Consider the following 21154-nt stretch of genomic DNA (forward strand, 5'->3'; position numbering starts at 1 on the left):
CGCCGCGCCGCTCGGCAGCCGGGTAGAACTGGGGCATGGACTTCCTCGTCTACCACCGCGACCGGCCCGGCTCGGGCGACCTGCGCCGGGCTCTCGTCGAGGAGCACTGGTCCTACATGGACGGCTTCGCAGAGACGATGATCGCGCGGGGGCCGACGTTCGACGCGACGGGCGAGGTGCTCACGGGCAGCGTCCACGTGCTCGGTCTGGCCGACCCGGCGGCGGCGTGGCGCTTCGCGTTCGAGGAGCCGTCGTACCAGGCGGGGGCCTATCGGGACGTGCTGGTGCGCCGCTTCCGCAACGACCTCGGGCGCACGATCTGGGACTTCGCCGGGGGGAGGGACGGGGACGACCGCTACCTGGTGCTGGGGCTCGGGCCGGAGCCGGGGCCCGAGCCGGTGGTGCCGGACTCGGAGGACCTGATCGGCTGCGGTGCGCTGCTGTCCGACGACGGCCAGACCTGGCTCGGTACGGCGGTGCTGGTCCGGGCCGCGGGGCTCGACGCGGCGCGGGAGGTCCTCGCCGCCCATCGCTACGATGCGGTCGAGGTGCATCGCTGGCACTTCGGGGGCCGCCGGACGGAGGACCAGGGATGAACGCGGTGAACCACGACGAGCTGACGGTGACGAACAACCGGGACCTCAGCCGGTACGAGATCCGGCGCGGCGACACCCAGGTGGGGCTGGCGGCGTACCAGGAGGCGAAGGACCTGATCGTCTTCACCCACACCGAGGTCGACCGCGAGCTGGAGGGCGCCGGTGTCGGTTCGCGCCTGATCCGCGCGGCACTGGACGACGTACGGGGGAGCGGGCGGCTGGTGCTGCCGGTGTGCCCGTTCGTGCACGCCTTCATCGTGCGCCACCCCGAGTACGCCGACCTCGACTACCGCAACCACCGGGCGCCCTCGACCGCCCGCGACTGACTGCGCGCCGGTTCGGACGAGCGGTCAGCCGGGGAGCCCGGTGACGCGCAGGGTGATGTTGATCCGCCCGTGCTCGAGCCCGCAGCCCTCGGGCGCGGTGCCGGGGTGGATCCGGGGGACGCCGTGGTGGGCGAGACGTGCGGGGCCGCCGAACACGAAGAGGTCTCCGGAGCGGAGCCGGAGGTCGTCGTACGGCCGGCCGCGGTGCTCGGTGGTGCCGAACCGGAAGGTGCAGTCGTCGCCGATCGAGAACGACACGACGGGCGCGGGGGAGCGCTCGTCCTTGTCCTGGTGCATGCCGAGCCGGGCCGTGGCGTCGTAGAAGTTCACCAGGGCGGCGTCGGGCCGGTATCGGGCGGCCTCGGCCGGCGACCACCCGGCGTCGGCGAGGGCTCGCCGTCCGAGGTCGGCCAGCCAGTCGGGCAGCGGGAGGACCCGGGCGTCGTTGACGTCGCCGGCCGTGCGCGAGTACCGGTACGGCTGCCAGTGCCAGCCGAGGCACACGGTGCGCACCGACATCTCGTGGCCGCGGACCTTGGCCGCCCGGATCGGCACCGGCCCCGCCGCCCACCGGTGGAAGTGCGCGACGAGCCGCGCCTGCGCCGGGAGGTCGAGCCACCCCGGTACGTGGACGGCCCCCGGCGCGACCTCGACCCGTCGGTCGCGGCGCTGCTTCCAGACCAGGTAGCGGTCGGGGCAGCACGCGCCGCACGGCCGGTACCCGGCGGCCACGGCCATGTCCTCGTCGGCGAAGAAGACGCGGTGGGCGACGTAGCCACCGCGGGCGATGGCGAGCAGCGCCGTGGGGCAGTCGAGGCGGCCGTAGATGCGGCTGCGGCGGTGCCCGCCCCACGAACCCGGGACGGACGACGGGTAGGGGCGGCCGTCGGGGCCGAGCAGGGTGTACGTCGCGGTGGCCACGGGTCAGAAGAGCCGGCCCGCGACGCGCGCGTCCTGCTCCTCGAGCGCGAGCAGGGCCTGCTTGCGGCGCAGCCCGCCGGCGTACCCGGTGAGGGAGCCGTTCGCCCCGACCACCCGGTGGCACGGCACGATCACGCACAGCGGGTTCGCGCCGACGGCCTGACCGACCTGCCACGCGAGGGAGCGGTCGCCGAGCCGCGCGGCGATCTCGCCGTACGTCGTGGTGGTGCCGCGCGGGACCAGCCCCAGCAGCGCCCAGACCTGCTGCTGGAAGCCATCGCCCGCGGCCGCCAGCGGCAGCTCGAACGCGAGCCGCCGGCCGCCGAGGTAGTCGACGAGCTGGGTCGCGGCCTCGCCCAGCAGCAGGTCCTCCGCCACGGGTACGGCGGTCCCGAGGTCCGCGGCGGCGGGCCGGCGCCGGTGGCTGCGGAAGTACAGCCCGCTCACCGCGTCGCCGTCCGGGCCGCGGGTGGCGACGAGGGTGATCGGGCCGAGGTCGGTGTCCACGACCGTGTGTCGGGTCTCCATGGGCGTCTCCTTGCTCTCAGCAGGAAGACGCCCGGCGCGGCCGGAACGTGAGGTCGCGGCCGGGCCGATCAGGTCAGTCGGCAGGCGCGGACCGCGTGCGCCCGTCGGCGGTGCGGTAGCCCAGCGCATGGCTCGGGCACCGGTCGACCACCTCGACGATCTCGTCGGCGCTCGCCCGGCTCGGGTCGATCCAGGGGCGGGCGGCGGTGTCGAAGACGGTCGGCAGGCCGCGGACGCACTCGGCTGCGTGCTGGCAGCGAGCCGGCTCCCAGGTCACGACGATGCCGTCGCCGGCGTACTCGCGGGGGGCCTCGCGGGGGTGCACGGTCCTCAGCGTACGTCGCCCGGCTCCCGGGGGAGGACGCCCGGTCCGTGAGTTGAGGGTCAACAACCAATCCTCGTCAACGCTGTGGGATCTCCACTGGAGCCGGGCCCGCTCCGGATGGAAGGGTCGGGAGCGTGCCTCAGGTCTCGCGGATCGCCATCGTCAACCGCGGCGAAGCCGCCATGCGTCTCATCCACGCCGTCCGGGACATCAACGCCCGGCACACGTCCGGGAGCGAGCAGATCCGGACGATCGCGCTCCACACGGACGTCGACGCGGGCTCGGCCTTCGTGCGGGAGGCCGACGAGGCGTACCTGCTGGGGGCGGCGGCCGACCGGCCCTACCTCGACCTCGCGGTCCTGGAGCGTGCGCTGGTCGCGAGCGGCGCGGACGCGGCCTGGGTCGGGTGGGGCTTCGTCGCCGAGGACCCGGCGTTCGCCGAGCTGTGCGCGCGGCTGGACGTGACGTTCATCGGCCCCAGCGCCGAGGCGATGCGCAAGCTCGGCGACAAGATCGGCTCCAAGCTGATCGCCGAGGAGGTCGGCGTACCGGTGGCGCCGTGGAGCCGCGGTGGGGTCGACAGCCTGGCTGCGGCGCTGGCCAGCGCGGACGAGGTCGGCTACCCGCTGATGCTCAAGGCCACCGCCGGCGGCGGCGGGCGGGGCATCCGCAAGGTCACCTCGGCCGAGGAGCTGACCGACGCCTACCAGCGCACCCGGGACGAGGCCGAGCGTGCCTTCGGCAGCGGTGTCGTCTTCCTGGAGAAGCTCGTCACCGACGCGCGCCACGTCGAGGTCCAGGTGATCGCCGACGGTCAGGGCACCGCCTGGGCGATCGGTGTGCGCGACTGCTCCGTGCAGCGCCGCAACCAGAAGGTCATCGAGGAGTCGGCGTCCCCGCTGCTCGAGGACGCGCAGACCCAGGACCTCAAGGCGTCCGCAGAGCGGCTCGCCAACGCCGTCGGGTACGCCGGCGCGGGCACCGTGGAGTTCCTCTACCACCCCGGCACGCGCACCTTCGCGTTCCTCGAGGTCAACACCCGTCTCCAGGTCGAGCACCCGATCACCGAGGAGGTGACCGGCACCGACCTGGTCGCCCTGCAGATCCAGGTGGCGCGCGGCATCCCGCTCGCGGGGGAGCGCCCGGCCGAGCGCGGTCACGCCGTCGAGGCCCGGCTCAACGCCGAGGACCCGGACCGCGACTTCGCGCCCGCCCCGGGCCGGATCAGCCGGCTCGAGCTGCCCGCCGGGCCCGGCATCCGGGTCGACACCGGTGTCGCCGAGGGCGACGTCATCCCGGCCGACTTCGACTCGATGATCGCCAAGGTCATCGCCTGGGGCGCCGACCGCGAGCAGGCGCTCGCCCGGTTGCGGCGGGCGATGGGGGAGACCACCGTCGTCATCGACGGCGGCGCCACCAACAAGAGCTTCATCCTCGACCTGCTCGACCAGTCCGAGGTCACCGTCGGTACGCCGGCCTGGGCCGACACCGGCTGGATCGACCGGGTCCGCGGCGAGGGCCGGCTGCAGTCGGCCCGGCACTCGGGCGTGGCGCTCGTCGCCGCCGCGATCGAGGCCTACGACGAGGAGGAGGGCGCCGAGATCGCGCGGTTCCTCCAGTCCGCGCAGGGCGGCCGCCCCCAGGTCCAGCACGACCCGTCGCGCACGATCGAGCTCAAGCTGCGCGGGGCGACGTACGCGCTGACCGTGCGGCAGACGGGCCGCGCCCAGTACGACGTGACCGTCGCCGGCGGCGGTGCCGAGCGCACCGTGACCGCGGTCCTCGACCGGATCGACGACGTGCACGGCCGCCTCACCGTCGACGGGCACCGCTACCGCCTGGTGACCGCGACCCACGGCACGGTCCACCTCGTCGAGGTCGACGACGTGATGCACCGGGTCAGCCGCGACGAGGGCGGCATGGTCCGCTCGCCCGCGCCGGCCCTCGTGGACGCCACTCCGGTCGCGGTCGGGGACGAGGTCGCCGCCGGGCAGCCCGTGCTCGTGCTCGAGTCGATGAAGATGGAGACCGTGCTCCCCGCGCCGTTCGCCGGCCGGATCAAGGAGCTGCTGGTCCGGGTCGGCGGCCAGGTCGAGACCGGTGCGCCGCTGGTGCGCCTGGACCCGACCAGCGACGCCGACGAGGCGGGCGCACCCGCCGCCGGCGCCGGTACGGCGAGCGCCGACCTCGACCTGCCGACCTCGCGCCGGGCCGGCGTCGCCACCGACAGCCTCGGCGCCCTCGCCGGTCAGTTGCTGGGCTACGACATCGCGCCCGACCAGCGCGGCACCCTGCTCGCCGGTCACCTCGCCACCCGCGAGCCGAGCGCGCTGCGCGCCGAGATGGACCTGCTCGAGCTCTTCGCCGACGTCGCCGAGCTGAGCCGCAACCGGCCCGCCGGCGACGAGGCCCACACCGAGCTCCGGGTGCACAGCTCGCGGGAGCACTTCCACACCTACCTGCGCAGCCTCGACCCCGACCGCGGGGCGCTCCCGGACCACTTCCGCGACAAGCTGTCCCGGGCGCTCGCGCACTACGGCATCACCGACCTCGAGCGCACGCCCGAGCTCGAGCGGGCCGTGTTCCGCATCTTCCTGGCCCAGCAGCACCCCTCGGACGTCGACATCGCGGTCGGCGTCCTGCAGCGCTGGCTGAGCACCCCGCCGCCGCTCCCGGCCGACGAGCAGGCCGAGGCCCGGGCACTGCTGGAGCGCCTGGTGCGCGCCACCCAGCTCCGGTTCGCGGTGGTCGGCGACCTGGCCCGATCGGTCCGGTTCGCCTGGTTCGACCAGCCGCTCGTCGACGACGCGCGGCGGGCGGTGCTCGACGGCGTGGCCGCCGAGGTCGCCGCCCTCGCCGACGACTCCGCGCCCGACCGGGATGCCCGGATCGCCGCCCTCACCGCGATCCCGGAGCAGCTCGTCGGCTTCCTTCGCGACCGCCTCGCCGACGGCCTCCCGGAGCGCGAGCCGCTGCTGGAGGTGCTGATCCGGCGCCACTACCTCGAGTACGACCTGCACGACCTGACCGTCACGAGCACAGGTGGCCGGCCGGTCGTGCACGCCGAGTACGCCACCGACGACAAGGGCGCCACCCGCGTCGTCTCCACCGTCGGTGACGTCACCGAGCTGGCCGACCCGGCCGGGGCGCTCGGCGCCGCGATCGCCGGCGCGCTCACCGCCGACCACGACGACGTCGTCGAGATCTACCTGCGCTGGCCCGACGCGCCCGCCGACCCGGACCGGGCCTCGGCCGAGGTCGCCGCGATGCTCGCCGGCCAGGACTTCGCCGCGCGCGCCCGCCGCGTCTCGGTCGCGGTCTGCCCGGCCGCGCCCCAGCCCGTGGACTACTTCACGTTCCGTCCCGAGGGCGGTGCGCTCGTCGAGGACACCCTGGTCCGCGGCATGCACCCGATGGTCGGCCGGCGGCTCAACCTGGGGCGTCTCGCGGAGTTCGACGTCACCCGGCTCCCCGCGCCCGACGACGTGCTCCTCTACGAGTGCGTGGCCCGCACCAACCCGGCCGACCGGCGCCTGGTCGCGGCCGCGCAGGTGCGCCAGCTGGCCGTCGTACGCGATGACGAGGGGCGGGTGATCGCGCTCCCGCACGCCGAGCGCGCGGTCGAGAACTGCCTCGAGGCGATCCGCCGGGTCCGTACGGCGCGCGGCCGTGCGGGCACCCAGCTCGACGTCAACCACGTCTGGGTGACGGTGTGGCCGGTGGTCGAGGCCGACCTCGACCAGCTCACCGCGCTGCAGGGCAAGATCACCCCGCTCAGCGAGGGCGCCGGGATCGAGGAGGTGCTCGCCGAGGGCCGGGTGGCCGGACCCGACGGCACCACCACCCCGCTGGCCATCCGCTTCCACGCCAAGCCGGGCGCCGGGGTCGTCGCCGACATCGTCGCGCCGCCCACCGAGCCGCTGGCCCCCCTCGACGAGTACGCCGGCAAGGTGCTCCGCGCCCGCCGCCGGGGCCTGGTCTACCCCTACGAGCTCCAGCAGGTCCTGGCCGGCGGCGGCACCGTCGTCGAGCACGACCTCGACGACACCGGCGTCCTCGTGCCCGTCGACCGGGCGCCCGGCCACAACAAGGCCGGCATCATCGTCGCCGTCGTCTCCACCCCGACGCCGCTGCACCCCGAGGGCGTCACCCGCGTCGTGCTCTGCGGTGACCCGCTGATGTCCCTCGGCGCGCTGTCGGAGCCCGAGTGCGCCCGCGTGATCGCGGCCATCGACCTCGCCGAGAGCCTCGGCGTCCCGGTCGAGTGGTTCGCCGTCTCCGCCGGTGCCCGGATCTCGATGGAGAGCGGCACCGAGAACATGGACTGGGTGGCCGCCGCGCTGCGCCGGATCGTGCACTTCACCCAGGACGGCGGCGAGATCAACATCGTCGTCGCGGGCATCAACGTCGGTGCCCAGCCGTACTGGAACGCCGAGGCGACGATGCTGATGCACACCAAGGGCATCCTCGTGATGACCCCGGACAGCGCGATGGTGCTCACCGGCAAGCAGTCCCTCGACTTCTCCGGTGGGGTCTCGGCCGAGGACAACCACGGCATCGGCGGCTACGACCGCGTGATGGGCCCCAACGGCCAGGCTCAGTACTGGGTGCCCGACCTGGCCGGTGCGTTCGGCGTGCTGATGGCGCACTACGACCACACCTACGTCGCCCCGGGCGAGTCCGGGCCGCGGCGCGCGCCGTCCACCGACCCGGTCCAGCGCGACGTGACGTCGTACCCGCACCCGGGCACGGACTTCGCGACCGTCGGCGAGATCTTCTCGCCCGACCACAACCCCGACCGCAAGAAGCCCTTCGACATCCGCACCGTGATGCGGGCCCTGGCCGACGCCGACCACGAGATGCTCGAGCGCTGGGCCGGCATGGCCGACGCCGACACCGCCGTCGTCGTCGACACCCGCATCGGCGGCTACCCGGTCAGCCTCGTCGGCATCGAGTCCAAGCCGGTGCCCCGCGCGGGCTTCCCTCCCACCGATGGCCCCGACACCTACACCGCGGGCACGCTGTTCCCGCGGTCGTCGAAGAAGGTCGCCCGCGCCATCAACGCCGCCTCCGGCAACCGGCCGCTCGTCGTACTGGCGAACCTGTCGGGCTTCGACGGCTCCCCGGAGTCGATGCGCAACCTCCAGCTGGAGTACGGCGCCGAGATCGGCCGCGCGATCGTCAACTTCGACGGCCCGATCGTGTTCTGCGTGATCTCCCGCTACCACGGCGGCGCGTTCGTGGTGTTCTCCAAGCAGCTCAACCCGTCGATGACCGTCCTCGCCATCGAGGGCTCCTACGCCTCGGTCCTCGGCGGTGCGCCTGCGGCCGCCGTCGTCTTCGCCGCCGAGGTCGCCAAGCGCGCCGCCGCCGACCCCAAGGTCGCCGAGCTCCAGGAGCGCATCGACCACGCCGACGACGGCGAGCGCGGCGCCCTCGTCGTCGAGCTCGCCGAGCTTCGGGCACAGCTGCGGGCCGACAAGATCGCCGAGGTCGCCGCCGAGTTCGACGGCGTCCACGACATCCACCGCGCCGTCGAGGTCGGCTCGGTCGACGAGGTGATCGCGGCACGCGACCTGCGGCCCAAGGTGGTCGGTGCGATCGAGCGGGGGCTCGCGGGCCGCTAGGGCTGCGCGGGACCGGTCGGGTCCGCCGCCGGCGAGGGCGGCGTGCCCGGCGTCGTCGGCACCCACGGGGACGGTGGCGGCGCCCAGGCGGAGAGCGACGGAGCGTCGCGCCAGCGCTGGTCGGGGTGGGTGCGGAACCATTCCTCGACCTCGGTCGTGGCCTGGGGCGAGGCCGCGTCGCTCGACGGCGGCGCACCGGGCGGCACCGGGCCGGCCACCGGCGCCGTCCCCGGGTGGAGCGCGTCGTCGGCCCGGTAGGCCTCGGCCAGCCGCACGACGCGACGTGCGAAGGCAGCGCTCGCGTTGAGCTGGGCGAGCGCGGTGGTCTGGCTCTCGGGGGAGCGGAGGCCGAGCCCGGTGCTGCACAGGAGGACCGCCGTCGCGAGCGCGGCGTCGTCGACGTCCTGAGGGTCACGGACGCCGTCGCCGTCGGCGTCGAGCCCGACGTGCGACCACAGGGTCGGGCTGAGGTGGAGCGGGCCGACCGCGCGGTCGTTGGCCGGGTCGTGGTCCAGGGCGCCTGCATCGGTGTCGGAGACGAGCCCGCGCTCGCCCGCGTGAAGGACGGGCCCCACGATCGCCGGTCGGGCGGAGCCGTCCTCGTCGAGCCCGGTGACGACCAGGCGGAACGAACGGACCCGACCGTGGTCGGTGCTCGTGCCACCGACCGCGGCGAGCAGGTGCCACGACAGCCGGCAGCGGGGCTCGGCGGCGGCGATGATGGTCTCGGCGCGCTCGTACGCCGTGCGGGCGGCGGGCGGGATCGCGGCGACGCGAGCCGTCGGGGCGAGTCCTCGCCCGACGACCCGGTACCAGGCCGGCGCAGCAGTCGACCGCGGCGCGTCCGGAAGGGCAGCCGTCGTCAGTTCGTGGTCGGACACTGTCGTCGGTGCACCGGTGGCTGACGGCTCGCCGGATGACCAGAGATGACTCGACGCGGCAGGAGGCTGCCCTGCCCCGACGGCGAGACTGGCGACGCTGATCGCGGCGACGGTGATGCCGACTGCTCCGAGGCCGCCGATCCAGGCCGACCGAGGCCGGCGCGCTCGTACCCGGGGCCCCGGCCCGAGCCGTGCTGCCTCTCGGTGATTGCGCGCCACCAGACCGCCTTCTCCGTCGACCTGAGCCGTTCCCGCAGCCCAGGTCGTCCATCAAACCCCGGAAGCCGGGCGGTCTGTCAAGGGCATCTCCGATGCTGACGACAGGGACAAAGTCCCAGGCAACTGATATGTCGGCCTCCTTGACACCACGGGTGATCCTGCGCCAGGGTCGCCGACCAGATGTGATGTCGGACACATGCTCGGGCGAGTGTGAGTGGAGTCGGGATCACAGGAGGTGGTCCCGGATGGTTGGTCGGGTGCTGGCCCTGTTCGTGCGGTTGCGGACGTCCCTTCACTCCCGAGGGCGGGTGCTGCACCGGTGGCTCCGTGCCTCGGTCCGGCGCACCGTCGTCGCCGTCACGTCGCTCGCGGTCGTGGTTGGAACGGTGGTGACGGTCGTCCTCGTGACCGGGAGCTCGCGCGTCGCCGCGACGGAGTCCTTCGACGTCGCAGGCACGCCGATCGACCTACGTCTGGACGAGGTGAAGCCTGGTCAGCGGCCGAAGGCGAGCGAGGGGGCCCGGCTGGAGGACCCCGTCGAGCCGCCCTCCGACGAGGTCGAGCGACCGGGCACCAAAGCCACGCAGCAGTGCGCCGAGATCGGGGACGGCACGGGCCGGGCCGAGCATGCGGACCTGACCGGCATGATCCCGCTGGCCGACGACACCAAGGTCTGCTGGACCCCGGAGACCGGGCCGAGCGACGAGCTGCCCGACGTCGAGCCGTTGCGGATCGCCGACGGGTACACGAACGTCCCGAAGCCGCCCGATCCGGTCGATGACCCCACCGACGTGCCCACGGACGACCCGACGAGCACCCCGACGGACACCCCGACCGACGCGCCCGCCAGCCCACCTGTCGAGACGCCCAGCGCTGACCCGAGCGACGAGCCGAATGACAAGCCGAGCGGCACCCCGAGCGACACTCCGGCCGAGCCGCCGGCCCGGATCAAGCCCGCCATGGCTCTCGCCCGCTCGGGTGTCCAAGCGGCCGCGGCACCGACCTCCCCGACCTATCTCTCGCCCAACTGGGTCCAGCAGAACCCGGTCCACAAGCCGGCCGCGGGCTACCAGGCCGGGACGGCCTACGACGAGGTCCGCAAGCAGATCGTCCGCTTCGGCGGCACCGCCGACAGCGCGACGTCGCAGGGCCAGACCTGGGTCTGGAACGGCACCGACTGGGTGCAGAAGTCCCCGGCGACGAGTCCGCCGCCGCGGTGGCGGGCCGGCATGGTCTGGGACAACACGCTCAAGAAGGTCATCCTCTTCGGCGGCCAGAACGGCAACACCGTCCTCAACGACACCTGGTCCTGGGACGGCACCAACTGGACCCAGCTGAGTGCCGGAGGCTGGGGGGTCGGGCCGGACCCGCGTACCGGCCTGGTCATGGCGTACGACGCCGACCGTGCCGGGATCATCATGTTCGGCGGCGAGAACAACACCGGCGCGCTCAACGACACCTGGCAGTTCAAGAACAACGCCTGGACCCGGATCCAGACGGCCGGCGTGTCGGGCGCCCCCGCCCGCCGCTACGACGGGGGCATGGCGTACTCGCCGACCACCGGCACCAACGGCGCCGGCCAGCTGGTCATGTTCGGCGGCTCGGTCAACTGCTCGGGCGCGGTGTGCACCTACTTCAACGACACGTGGGTTCTCGGCCCCACGGCCACCTCGTGGACCCAGATCTCGACGCCCGACAAGCCGTCCGCCCGTGGGGGCCAGGCGATGGCCTACGACCGCGGGCTCAAGACGATCGTGCTGCTGGGCGGTGCGAATGCCAACGGGGCGGTCCCCGTCTTCCTCAACGACACGTGGGCGTGGACCGGCAACAGCTGGTCCCAGGCGGTCGACCCGGCCTCGCCGCCGGCGCGCGCCGGTGCGTCGATGGCGTCGACCGAGACCGGGAAGATGGTGCTGTTCGGCGGGCTGGGGGTGAACTCCGCCGGTACGACGACCGTGCGTTACGACGACACCTGGGCCTACGACTCGAGCGTCCCGCTCGTCGACATCGAGGTCACGGATCCCGAGGAGGGGCCGGACCAGGACGGGATCTTCTGGGTGGGCGACATCGCCAAGGTCACGATCACCCTCGTCAACGTGACGGGACAGGCACTGTCGGGCGTCAACCTGACCTCGGCGCTGCGCGACACCCTTCTCGCCGCGGGAACACTGGTCAACCTCTCCTCGGAGGCGCTGCCGCTCAAGGACTGCTCCGCGGAGACCGATCCGGCCAAGCCCTGTGGTGGTGTCGAGGACCTGACCGCGTCACTGTCGCGGATCTCCCTGCCCATCGGCCAGACGCGTGTGGGGGACTTCCTGGCGTCGGTCGCCGGCACCCAGCGCGGGTGCGACCTCATCGAGGTACCGGCGATCGCCACCGTCGGCCTCACCGGCGCCTCCGCTGAGGTCTTCTCCGAGATCACCGTCTGCGGCGGCGGCCTGGGCATGGAGGACTGGTGGACCTACGACACCACCGAGCTCGGCGGCGGCGGTACGGCGAACGTCAATGTCGCCAACGGCAACCTGGTCGTCCAGCAGCAGGACACCGCGCCGGTCCAGACCCGCGGCCGGCTCGCCCTCGGGCTGGGTCGCGTCTACAACTCCCAGGACCACATGGCGATCGGCTCCGGCAGCCCGATCGGTGTCGGCTGGCGCTTCGACATCGGTGAGACGAGCGAGTTCGCCGGCGGGTTCGGCCTCGGCGGCATACCCGTCCCGAACCTTCAGACCGTGCTTCAACCCTTGTCGATGCCCTACATCGACCGCGACGGCACCCGGCACGTCTTCAAGCTCCGGTCGGTAGGGGTCGCTCTCGGTGGTCTGAGCCTGCCGATCGACCTGACCCAGGACGGCTCGACGATCGGGCCGATCCTCGAGCTGCTCAACCCCCAGAGCCTCATCTACGGCCTCAGCTCGGCGGTCACTGGGGGGAAGTACGCCAAGCTGTGCATCGACCAGGCCTACACCGGTCCGCCCGGATCCAACATGTACCTGTTCCGCTACATCGGCATGGGTGGCAGCGGCTGCAACAACCCGACGGAGGAGGGCAACCGGCTCAGCATCGGCTGGTCCCTCGTGCGCCCGGACCGGGTCCGCTACGACTACGACATCTTCGGCAACATCCGGGCCATCACCGACCCGACCGGCCAGCAGCTCCGCTACGCCTACGGCGAGGGAGTCACCAACGGGCCGACCGCGATCTGGTCGGCTTCCTGCAGCAAGAACGAGCCGGGGGCCGGGTCGGCCTGCCCGAAGATCTCGGTCACCTACAACCTGCAGGACGCGCAGGCCGGCCAGCGCCGGGTCCGGGTCACCGACGTCGCGGGCCGGGTCACGTCGTACATCGTGAGCACGGACCTGCTCCTGCCCCAGCTCCTCGAGGTCTGGGAGCCCGGTAACCCCTACCCGACCGACGCCGCGGCGCGGGCCGCGTCCCGTCCGTCGTGGAGCTACACGTACTCCACCTCCAGTGGTGCGTGCGCGGGTTCCGACGCCAACGCCAAGACGGTCGGCCAGCTGTGCACGGTCACGGACGCCGCCGGCAAGACCACGAAGATCGCCTACACGCCGGCGCCCGTCGGACCCGACCGGGTACTCACGGTGACCGACCGGCGGGGCACCGACACCGCGGGCGGAGCGGACGGCCCGAACAAGGGACTGACCACCAGGTACGGCTGGACCGACCACTCCACCGATCGGGACGCACCGCCGGTGATGGTCACCGCCGACATGGGGACGCCGAACCAGGTCGGCTCGTGCGGGAGTGCCTGCCAGCGGGTCCGCTACACGGGCATCGACGCCTGGGGGCGGGTCAAGGAGATCGCCGAGGGAACCTCGGGCAACGTCTTCGTGCGGCGGTCCGGCTACTTCTGGGACGGACTCGCCGACCAGGGAGGTATCGGCTCCTGCACGATCAGCGGATCGCAGGTCGAACCGGTCGTGATGAACCACAACCTGTGCGAGACCATCCGCAAGGCGGACTCGACCTCGACGGTGCCGCTCGCCCCCGGGGCGCCGGGAGCCGGCACCGCGCAGCTCAACGGCGTCACGGTCCAGGACGAGGCGATCGCCTACACCTACGGGCCGCTCGGTCAGGTACTGCGCAGGAAGGTCCGTCTCGACGGCTCCCAGCCCTGGACCGACGCCAACTCGGCTATCACGACGTGGGGCACCCACGACCAGTACTTCGACGCGAACGGCGACCAGCGCGTCTACACCAACCAGGTCCGTGGGAACGGCCAGATCGCCGCGAACGGCAGCGGCGTGAAGTACGCCAGCACCGTCGACGCCGACGGTCCCTTGGGGTACTGGCGCCTCGGCGACAGCGGCGGCCCGGGCTCGACCATGACCGCGCGCACCGGACCCAACGGCACCTACCAGGGCAATGTCGTCCTCGGGACGCCGGGCATCATCGCCGACAACAGTGCCGTCACCGAGTCGACGACGGCCGCCGGCGCCTCGATCCCGACTCTCAACGGCTTCGCGAACGGCACCGGTGCCAGCTCGGACTTCACCGTCGAGGCGTGGCAGAAGTCGACCGACACCACCCAGCAGGAACGCACCTTCTCCTGGGGCACCGCGACCGCGTGGGGTGAGGTCGGACGCACCGTCGGCGGGCGTCCGTTCATCTACCTCAACGGTGGCTCCAGCGGAGGAATCGCCTCGGTGTCCACGAACGTCTCGATCGCCGACGGGCAGTGGCACCACGTCGTCTTCACCTACGACGGCTCCGGGACCACGGCTGGGATGGCGATCTGGATCGACGGGGTCAAGCAGGCCGTGACCGTGCTGTCCGACACCCTCAACGGTGGGGTGTTCGCGAACGCGTCCACCACGGGCACGGCAGCGCGAGGTGGCCCCGGATCGGTGCTCGACGAGCTGGCCATCTACGCGAAGGTGCTGAGCCCGGCCCGGATCAAGGCTCACCGCGACGCCGCACTGGGCGGCAAGCGCGTCGAGGCAGACACGCTCTACGCGGTCACCGACCAGACCCAGGAGCTCTCGCCGCGCGGCAACAACGCGACCAACTGGGGCGAGTACCTGGTCACCACGCGGCGCGACCTGCCCCCGGCAGGCACGCTGGCCTCGACCAACAAGGCGGCCGGGGCGACGATCTGCGGCACGGCGGTCAAGGGCAACACCGGTCTGCCGTGCGAGGTCGACACGCCGGCGTCCGCTGGGGTCCCGACGGGCGCGACGTGCACATCGCCCACGGCGAACCTGCCTGCGGGCAGCCCGTCCGCCCCGACCGGCGGCGGGTACGCCTCCACCTGTGTCACCTACGAGTACAACAACGCTGGCCAGCGCACCGTGATGACCTCGCCGAAGGCGCACGCCGAGAACCTGCCCGAGGTCACCGAGTACAAGTACTACGACGACACCACCACGTGTGCGGGCGCGGCGCAGGCCAGCTGCGACCTGTCCGGTTCCACCTCGGCGGGTGGCTGGCTCAAGGCCGTCGTCGACCCCAAGGGTGAGAAGACCGTCTTCGCCTACGACGCGGCCGGCAACATCGCGCGGACGTGGGAGCGCAACGCTAGCCATGGGATCGCCCTCGGTGCCGACTGGACCAAGCCCGGTGCGCCGCCCTCTGCTGCCTTCGCCGAGCAGGTCAACGCGACCCCCGTGACCTCGGACTCCCTGAGCGTGTCCAACACCGGTCTGGTCGCGGTCGGTCCGGACGGGACCGTGTCGGGCTCGGGCACCAACGCCTTCGGGGAGCTGGGTGATGGTTCGACCACCGCGCGGCCGAGCCCGGTCGCGACCAAGGTGCTGCAGAACGTCGTCCAGGTCGGTCAATCGTCCACCGGGGCGCTGTCCACGTGCGCCCTGACGACCTATCTCACCGGCAGCGGTGAGGTCTGGGCAGCGGGAGGCGGCGTCAACCTCCCCACGAAGGTGCCCGGCCTCAGCGACATCATCCAGATCGCGACGGGCGGCTGCCACCAGCTCGCCCTCGATGCCCAGGGGCGCGTGTGGGCATGGGGATCCAACAGCAACGGGCAGCTCGGCAACGGTACGGCGGGCGGCTCGTGGGTGGCCAACCCGGTCAACGTGCTCAGCGGTGTGTCCACCATCGGCGCGGGCTACCTCCACTCGCTGGCGATCAAGACCGACGGCACCCTGTGGACCTGGGGCTACAACAACAGCGGCCAGCTCGGCCACGGCGACACGACCCAGCGCCCGACGCCCACGCAGGTGCCGGGGTCGGCCCTCAGCGGCGTGCGGTCGATCTCCGGCGGCGTCTACTCGTCGTACGCCCTCACACGCGACGGCAAGGCGTGGTCCTGGGGCAGCAACGCCAGCGGCGAGCTGGGCCAGGGCGACACCACGCAGCGCACGACGCCGGCCCGGATCACCAGCCTCGGTGACGGCAGCCCGGCGGGCCCGGTCAGGGAGCTGATCGGCGCCTCGGGCGGCGCGGGTGCGCTGATGGCCGACGGCACCGTCCGGGTGTGGGGTCTCAACAGCAGCGGCCAGCTCGGCGGCGGAGCCCCGGGCACGTCCAGCAGCCCGGTCGCCGTACCGGGGCTGACGGGACAGGTCGCTCTCGCCGGAGGCTGGGCGACCTGGGCCTCGGCCGACAAGGCCGGCAAGGTCAGCGTCTGGGGTGCCACCGGCAACCGCCAGCGTGGCGACGGTACGACGCCCGCGAGCACCACGACGCCGGTCGCAGCGGGGCTCGACGTGTCGCCCTTCCGGCTGCCGGGCAACCAGCTGCGCGGTCAGCGCGACGCCACCGGCAACCTGACCACGCAGACGACCGACCTGCTCGACCGCATCCGGAGGACCCGCCCCGGGCGCGGCAACGAGGTACGGACCGCGGCCTTCGACCGCGCAGCCGGGTACGACGCAGCAGGCCGGCCGATCTGGGCGACGGGCGCCCAGCACCGCTCGACGAGCACGGTGGCGACCATCGCGTACGACCCCTTCGGCAATGCCGTCAAGACCGTCGACGCCCGCGGCATCGCGGCGCTGGCCACCTACGATGCGGCCAACCGCCCGCTGGAGGCGAAGGTCACCCGAGGACCGGCGCCCGAGCAGGGAGGGCCGGCCGCGCCGCCGGGATGCGTGACCCGAGCTACGACCGCCGCCTGGACCAGCGGCCAGAACGGCCACGTCGTCTGCCTGACCTCGACGACGTACGACGGCCTCGACCACCCGATCACCGCGACCGACGGCACGGGCCAGACCGTCCGCACGTCCTACGACGCGGCAGGGCGTCAGCTGCAGGTCGTCGCCCCCCGCGCGAACAACGGCTACGCGAGCGTCACCAGCCGGTGGAACTACGACGCCGACGGCAACCAGGTCGACTTCTGCGCACCGCGCGAGTTCGACCTCAGCGAGTCCTCGCCTGGCACGCCCCAGGCAGTACGGCGGGAGCCTGAGGCGTCCGGGTCGTGCACGAGCACCGGCAAGCTCTCGACCCACTACGTCATCGACCGGACCGGACGCACGACCAGCGAGAAGCGCTTCCGCGGCTCGAACGACCTCGTGACCGCCTATCGCTACGACGCCGATGGCAACACGATCGGGGTCACCGACGCGCGCGGCCACGAGACGACCGTGCAGTACGACACCCTCGGTCGCCGGACCAAGCAGACGGTTCCGCGCTCCGCGACGCAGAGCAACACCAGCACCTGGAACTACGACTACTCCGGCAACGTCACCGCGCTCAACGCGCCCGGCTACCTCAACACCGGTACCGGCATCGACGGCGACCTCGTCGTCAACGGAGCCACCAATGGTGCGAGCAACCCCTTCCAGGTGCCCGACGGTGCGCAGTACCGCAACGTGACGCTGACCAACGGCGCCCACCTCACCGCCGCCGGTACGAGCGCCGGGCTGATGTTCTACGCCACTGGCACCGTCGACGTCTGCTCGACCTGCGTCATCACGATGGCCGGACGTGGTCAGAAGGGCGGTCCCGCCAACCAGGACGCGGCCAACCCCAACCCCGGCAACGGCGGCAAGAAGGGGACGACCGGCCTCACCGGTACGGGCGGCGGCGGTGGTGGTCACAAGGTCGACGGCCAGCCCGGTCAAGGTGCCAGCGGCCCCGTGGGACAGCCTGGTCTCGCGTCCGGCACTCCCGACTTCGCCCTGGTCGGCAGCGACTACCTGCAGGGCTCCGGTGGTGGTGGCGGCGGAGGTGGCGGTGGCGTCCTCGGCGTCGGCGGCGCCGGCGGGAACGGCGGCGGCTTCGTGCACATCTCGGCCGACCGCATCGTCGTCAACGGCACGGTCGTCGCGACGGGTCGCGACGGCGGAACCGCCGGGACGAACTCCGCCGGTGGCGGCGGTGGTGGCGGTGGCGGCATCTGGCTCACCGCCTCCGGCGTCGAGCTCTCGGCGCCCACGGCGATCAACGTCGACGGCGGCGCCGGAGGCTCCGGGCAGAACAACCGCCTCGGCGGAGCCGGAGCTCCGGGCCGGATCCGGATCGACGCCGACAGCCTGACCAACGCGCCGAGCGGCGCCGACCTGACCCGGACGGGTGCGGTCACGGCCATCTCGTACGACACGGCGAACCGCCCCCTCGACACCCTCGAGGGCGCTCAGACCCGCCAGGCCGACCCAGTGCTGGACCACTCGGCGGCCGCGGCTCCGGACCCCCGAGGACTCGCCAACACCCGAACCCGGGCGGTCTACAACGCGGACGGCCAGGTCGTCGCCGTCCTGCCGCCCCAGGCCTTCACCAACGCGGCGTCCCTCACCGCGCCCAACGCCAACACGGCTCGGCGGGTCGACTACGACCTGGACGGCAACGCGGTCCGTACCTACGCGCCGCGCTACGACAACACGTCAGGCAGCAGCACCAGCTCTCTCGGGGGCGGCAACGACGGCAGCGCGAGCATCAACCAACAGGTCGACCAGTGCCCGTCGGGCCTCGTCACCGACCGGGTGACCGGGCTGGCCGAGTACGGCGCCAACGTGGGCGTGTGCTCGGTGCGGGCGACGTACGACCCGGTGGGGAAGGTCAAGCGGCAGTACCTGCCGACCTCGAACAGCTCGGGCACGGCATCCGACAACGGCTACCTGGAGTACGCCTACACGGGCGATGGTCTCGTCGAGTCCGTGACCGGGCCGAACCCGAGCTCTTCGGACAGCGTCTCGAGCGCCAACCGGACCACGGTCGCGTCGAACGTGTACGACGGCGCCGGCAGGCTGCGCTCCGCAACGGATGCGCTGGGGCACAGCAGTCAGACGACGTACACCGCCGACGGACTCTTCGACCAGACCGCGACCACGGCCTACGTCGACGAGCAGAGCCAGAAGAACGTGACCGAGGTCAACACGTTCCGCTACGACGCGGGCGGCAACCAGGTGGAGCTGGAGAACCCGAAGGCCGATGTCACCAGCCAGACATGGACGACGGACGGACTGCTGGCGCGGGTCGCGGTCCCGGGGCCGAGCGCGGCCGACCCGGGCAAGAAGTCGGTCACCCGCTACACCTATGACAACGTCGGCAACCCGGTCGAGGTCCTCAACCCGAATGCCGAGGCGTTGCCGGGCGGATCGAACGACCGCAAGCCGGTGGTCAACGAGTTCACGTGGGACAACCTGATCCTGGCCAGCCACACACCGGTGACGGCTGGCAGGTACCAGTCGGTCCGCTACAAGTACACGCCGGCCGGACTGAAGTCCTCGACAGAAGCGGCGCGCTGCGAGTCGGGGACGGTGGCCAGCTGCGTCCCCGGTGACGCCGCCATCTGGAAGTCGGGTGGCTCGCTCAAGCTGGGCTACGGCGCGAACGGTCGCGTGGCGACCCAGACCGGCCGCGAGAACGGCGCGACCCGGTCGATCGTGACGACGTACGCGCAGCACGGCGGGGTCACCCAGGTCACCGATCCGATCAGTGACATCACCACCACGGCGGGGTACTACCTCGACGGCCGGGTGCGGACGGTGGACGAGACGGGTGCTGGCGGTGGGGGGAACCAGAACACCTACGCCTATGACGCCATGGGTGCGCTCAGCATGCGCAGCGACCAGACCAACGGTGGGGTGACGGCGGGCCAGAAGAAGACGACCAGCTATGCGTACAACCAGGCGGGTCTGGTCAAGGCGATGACGTCGGAGGTGATGGGTGCGACCACGGCGTACACCTACGACAAGGGTGGCCGGCTGTCGCAGGAGGCGACGGGCACGCACCTCACCCAGTGGTCGTGGCACCCGAACGACTCGTTGGCGGGGGTGACGACGAAGGACGACTCGGCGACGATCAGTGAGTACGAGTACGACTACGACAACAACCGCAACATCATCAAGCAGGCGGCGTCGGGTCAAGTGGGGTCGCTGACCTCGTCGTACAAGTACGCGCCGGGGCAGCAGCTGCTGGAGTGGACGACGGGCGGTGGGCCGCTGAGCAAGTACGAGTGGACCTACGACCTCAACAGCAACCGCACGAAGGAGACGACCACCGGCACCGGTGGTGGGGTCACCGACTTCGTCTACAACCTCGACAACTCGATCAAGAGCGTCGACGATCCGCTGCGGCCGTTGGTGAACTACACCTACACGGATGAGGGTCTGCTCCGGTTCGATGGGTGTGCGACGAACTCCTATGACGTGTTCGACCGGGTCAGGACGGTCAAGCTGGACGGCTCGACCGCTTGTGGTGGTGATGCGCGGGAGTCGACGTACACCTATGACGGGTTGGATCGGCAGCGGTCGATCTCGGTCGATGAGCTGGGTGATGGGAACGGCTCGGGTCCTGGTCAGGTCGATGACGCGGGTGTGACCAAGAGCGTCTATGACGGTCTGTCGACGTCGTTGGTGGGTCAGGTCGATTCGGTCAACGGTGCTCGGTCGAAGCCGGAGGTGCTGTACCAGCTCGATGCGGTGGGGAACGCGGTCGGTTATGACCAGACCAATGTGTCGGCGGGCAAGGCGTTCTTGGACACCGATGGCAACGGCAACATCACTGCGGTCACGACGCGTCCGGGTAGTGGTGCGGGTGTGTTGGCGTGTGGGGTGGTCTACAACCCGTACGGGACGCCGTACGAGGCCTCGACGGGTGGGGGCAACCCCAACGGGGTGTGCAAGAACGGTTCGCAGATCGGCACCACGGGCAACAGTCAGTGGTATCGGGGGATGACTCGTGATGGGTCGACGGGGACGTATCAGATGGGTACGCGGACCTACGACCCGAGGACGGGTGCGTTCACGGCGCCGGACGCTTACCGGGTCGCGAGCCCCTCGACGGATCTGTCGGTCGGGACCGATCCGTTGACGGCGAACACCTACACCTACGTCAACGGCAACCCGCTGAACATGATGGACAGTGATGGGCACGCGCCTGTTGGTGTGCTGGAGGGAACCCAGAAGCCCGTTTCGAACCCGAGGGGTGGTGCGCCCGGGGTCAACAGTGGATCGGGGATGCTGCAGGACCGGCGTACGCCCTCGGGCACGGTTCAGATCGGGTCGATGGGTGAGTTCGACGCGGCTCGGCCTGGTGTGGCTGGGTTGAAGTCCGCGTGGGAGCGGGCCGCGGCCGCCAGCGGCTTCGACGGCCAGTTCCCGGGCAGTTGGGGGCCGGGCGCGCGGGCGTTCTTCGAGGCCGAGATCTGGGCGCAGGTGTGCAACCAGCAGCAGGTGTGTGATTCCCAGCTGACCGAGACCGTTGGGATGTGGCGCACGTTCGTCCATGACCGCAAGGCCGGGTTGATGAGCGACGGTGATGGCGCTCAGCTGAATCTCCCCAGTTCTGCTCACTGAAATTCCCCACC

8 protein-coding genes are annotated in these 21154 nt (G+C 71.9%); 4 read left to right on the forward strand and 4 right to left on the reverse strand.

Features of this window, described 5'->3' with window-relative positions:
• Positions 1 to 35: 35 nt before the first annotated feature.
• On the forward strand, positions 36 to 596 hold the full coding sequence (locus M0M48_RS01775) for a YciI family protein (protein ID WP_257754154.1): 561 nt from the start codon (positions 36 to 38) through the stop codon (positions 594 to 596).
• Positions 593 to 922 carry a GNAT family N-acetyltransferase gene (locus M0M48_RS01780; RefSeq protein WP_257754155.1) on the forward strand — a complete coding sequence of 110 codons (330 nt, stop codon included), beginning with the start codon at positions 593 to 595 and terminating at the stop codon, positions 920 to 922. The genes M0M48_RS01775 and M0M48_RS01780 overlap by 4 nt, the downstream gene beginning before the upstream one ends.
• A gap of 24 nt (positions 923 to 946) precedes the next feature.
• Here the strand turns inward: M0M48_RS01780 and M0M48_RS01785 are convergent, their stop codons facing one another.
• The 3 genes from M0M48_RS01785 to M0M48_RS01795 all read right to left on the reverse strand — a co-directional run bounded on the left by M0M48_RS01785 (position 947) and on the right by M0M48_RS01795 (position 2696).
• Entirely contained in the window at positions 947 to 1843 is an 897-nt protein-coding gene (locus M0M48_RS01785; protein WP_257754156.1) for an alpha-ketoglutarate-dependent dioxygenase AlkB, read from the reverse strand.
• Between the two features lie 3 nt (positions 1844 to 1846).
• Positions 1847 to 2371, reverse strand: a complete 525-nt coding sequence (locus M0M48_RS01790; protein WP_257754157.1) for a methylated-DNA--[protein]-cysteine S-methyltransferase — start codon at positions 2369 to 2371, stop codon at positions 1847 to 1849.
• Positions 2372 to 2444: 73 nt separating this feature from the next.
• Complete coding sequence (locus M0M48_RS01795) at positions 2445 to 2696, reverse strand: (4Fe-4S)-binding protein (protein WP_257754158.1); 252 nt, start codon at positions 2694 to 2696, stop codon at positions 2445 to 2447.
• Positions 2697 to 2830: 134 nt separating this feature from the next.
• Here M0M48_RS01795 and M0M48_RS01800 point away from each other — a divergent pair, with 134 nt between their 5' ends.
• The gene (locus M0M48_RS01800) at positions 2831 to 8323 is read left to right on the forward strand and encodes an ATP-binding protein (RefSeq protein WP_257754159.1); all 5493 of its coding nucleotides are present in this window, start codon (positions 2831 to 2833) and stop codon (positions 8321 to 8323) included.
• Here the strand turns inward: M0M48_RS01800 and M0M48_RS01805 are convergent.
• On the reverse strand, positions 8320 to 9204 hold the full coding sequence (locus tag M0M48_RS01805; protein ID WP_257754160.1) for a hypothetical protein: 885 nt from the start codon (positions 9202 to 9204) through the stop codon (positions 8320 to 8322). The two genes, M0M48_RS01800 and M0M48_RS01805, sit on opposite strands and share 4 nt — an antisense overlap.
• A 464-nt stretch (positions 9205 to 9668) precedes the next feature.
• Here M0M48_RS01805 and M0M48_RS30840 point away from each other — a divergent pair, with 464 nt between their 5' ends.
• Entirely contained in the window at positions 9669 to 21143 is an 11475-nt protein-coding gene (locus M0M48_RS30840; protein WP_308220360.1) for an RCC1 domain-containing protein, read from the forward strand.
• Positions 21144 to 21154 lie beyond the last annotated feature (11 nt).

Source organism: Pimelobacter simplex (assembly GCF_024662235.1).
In the GTDB taxonomy this organism is placed as follows: domain Bacteria; phylum Actinomycetota; class Actinomycetes; order Propionibacteriales; family Nocardioidaceae; genus Nocardioides.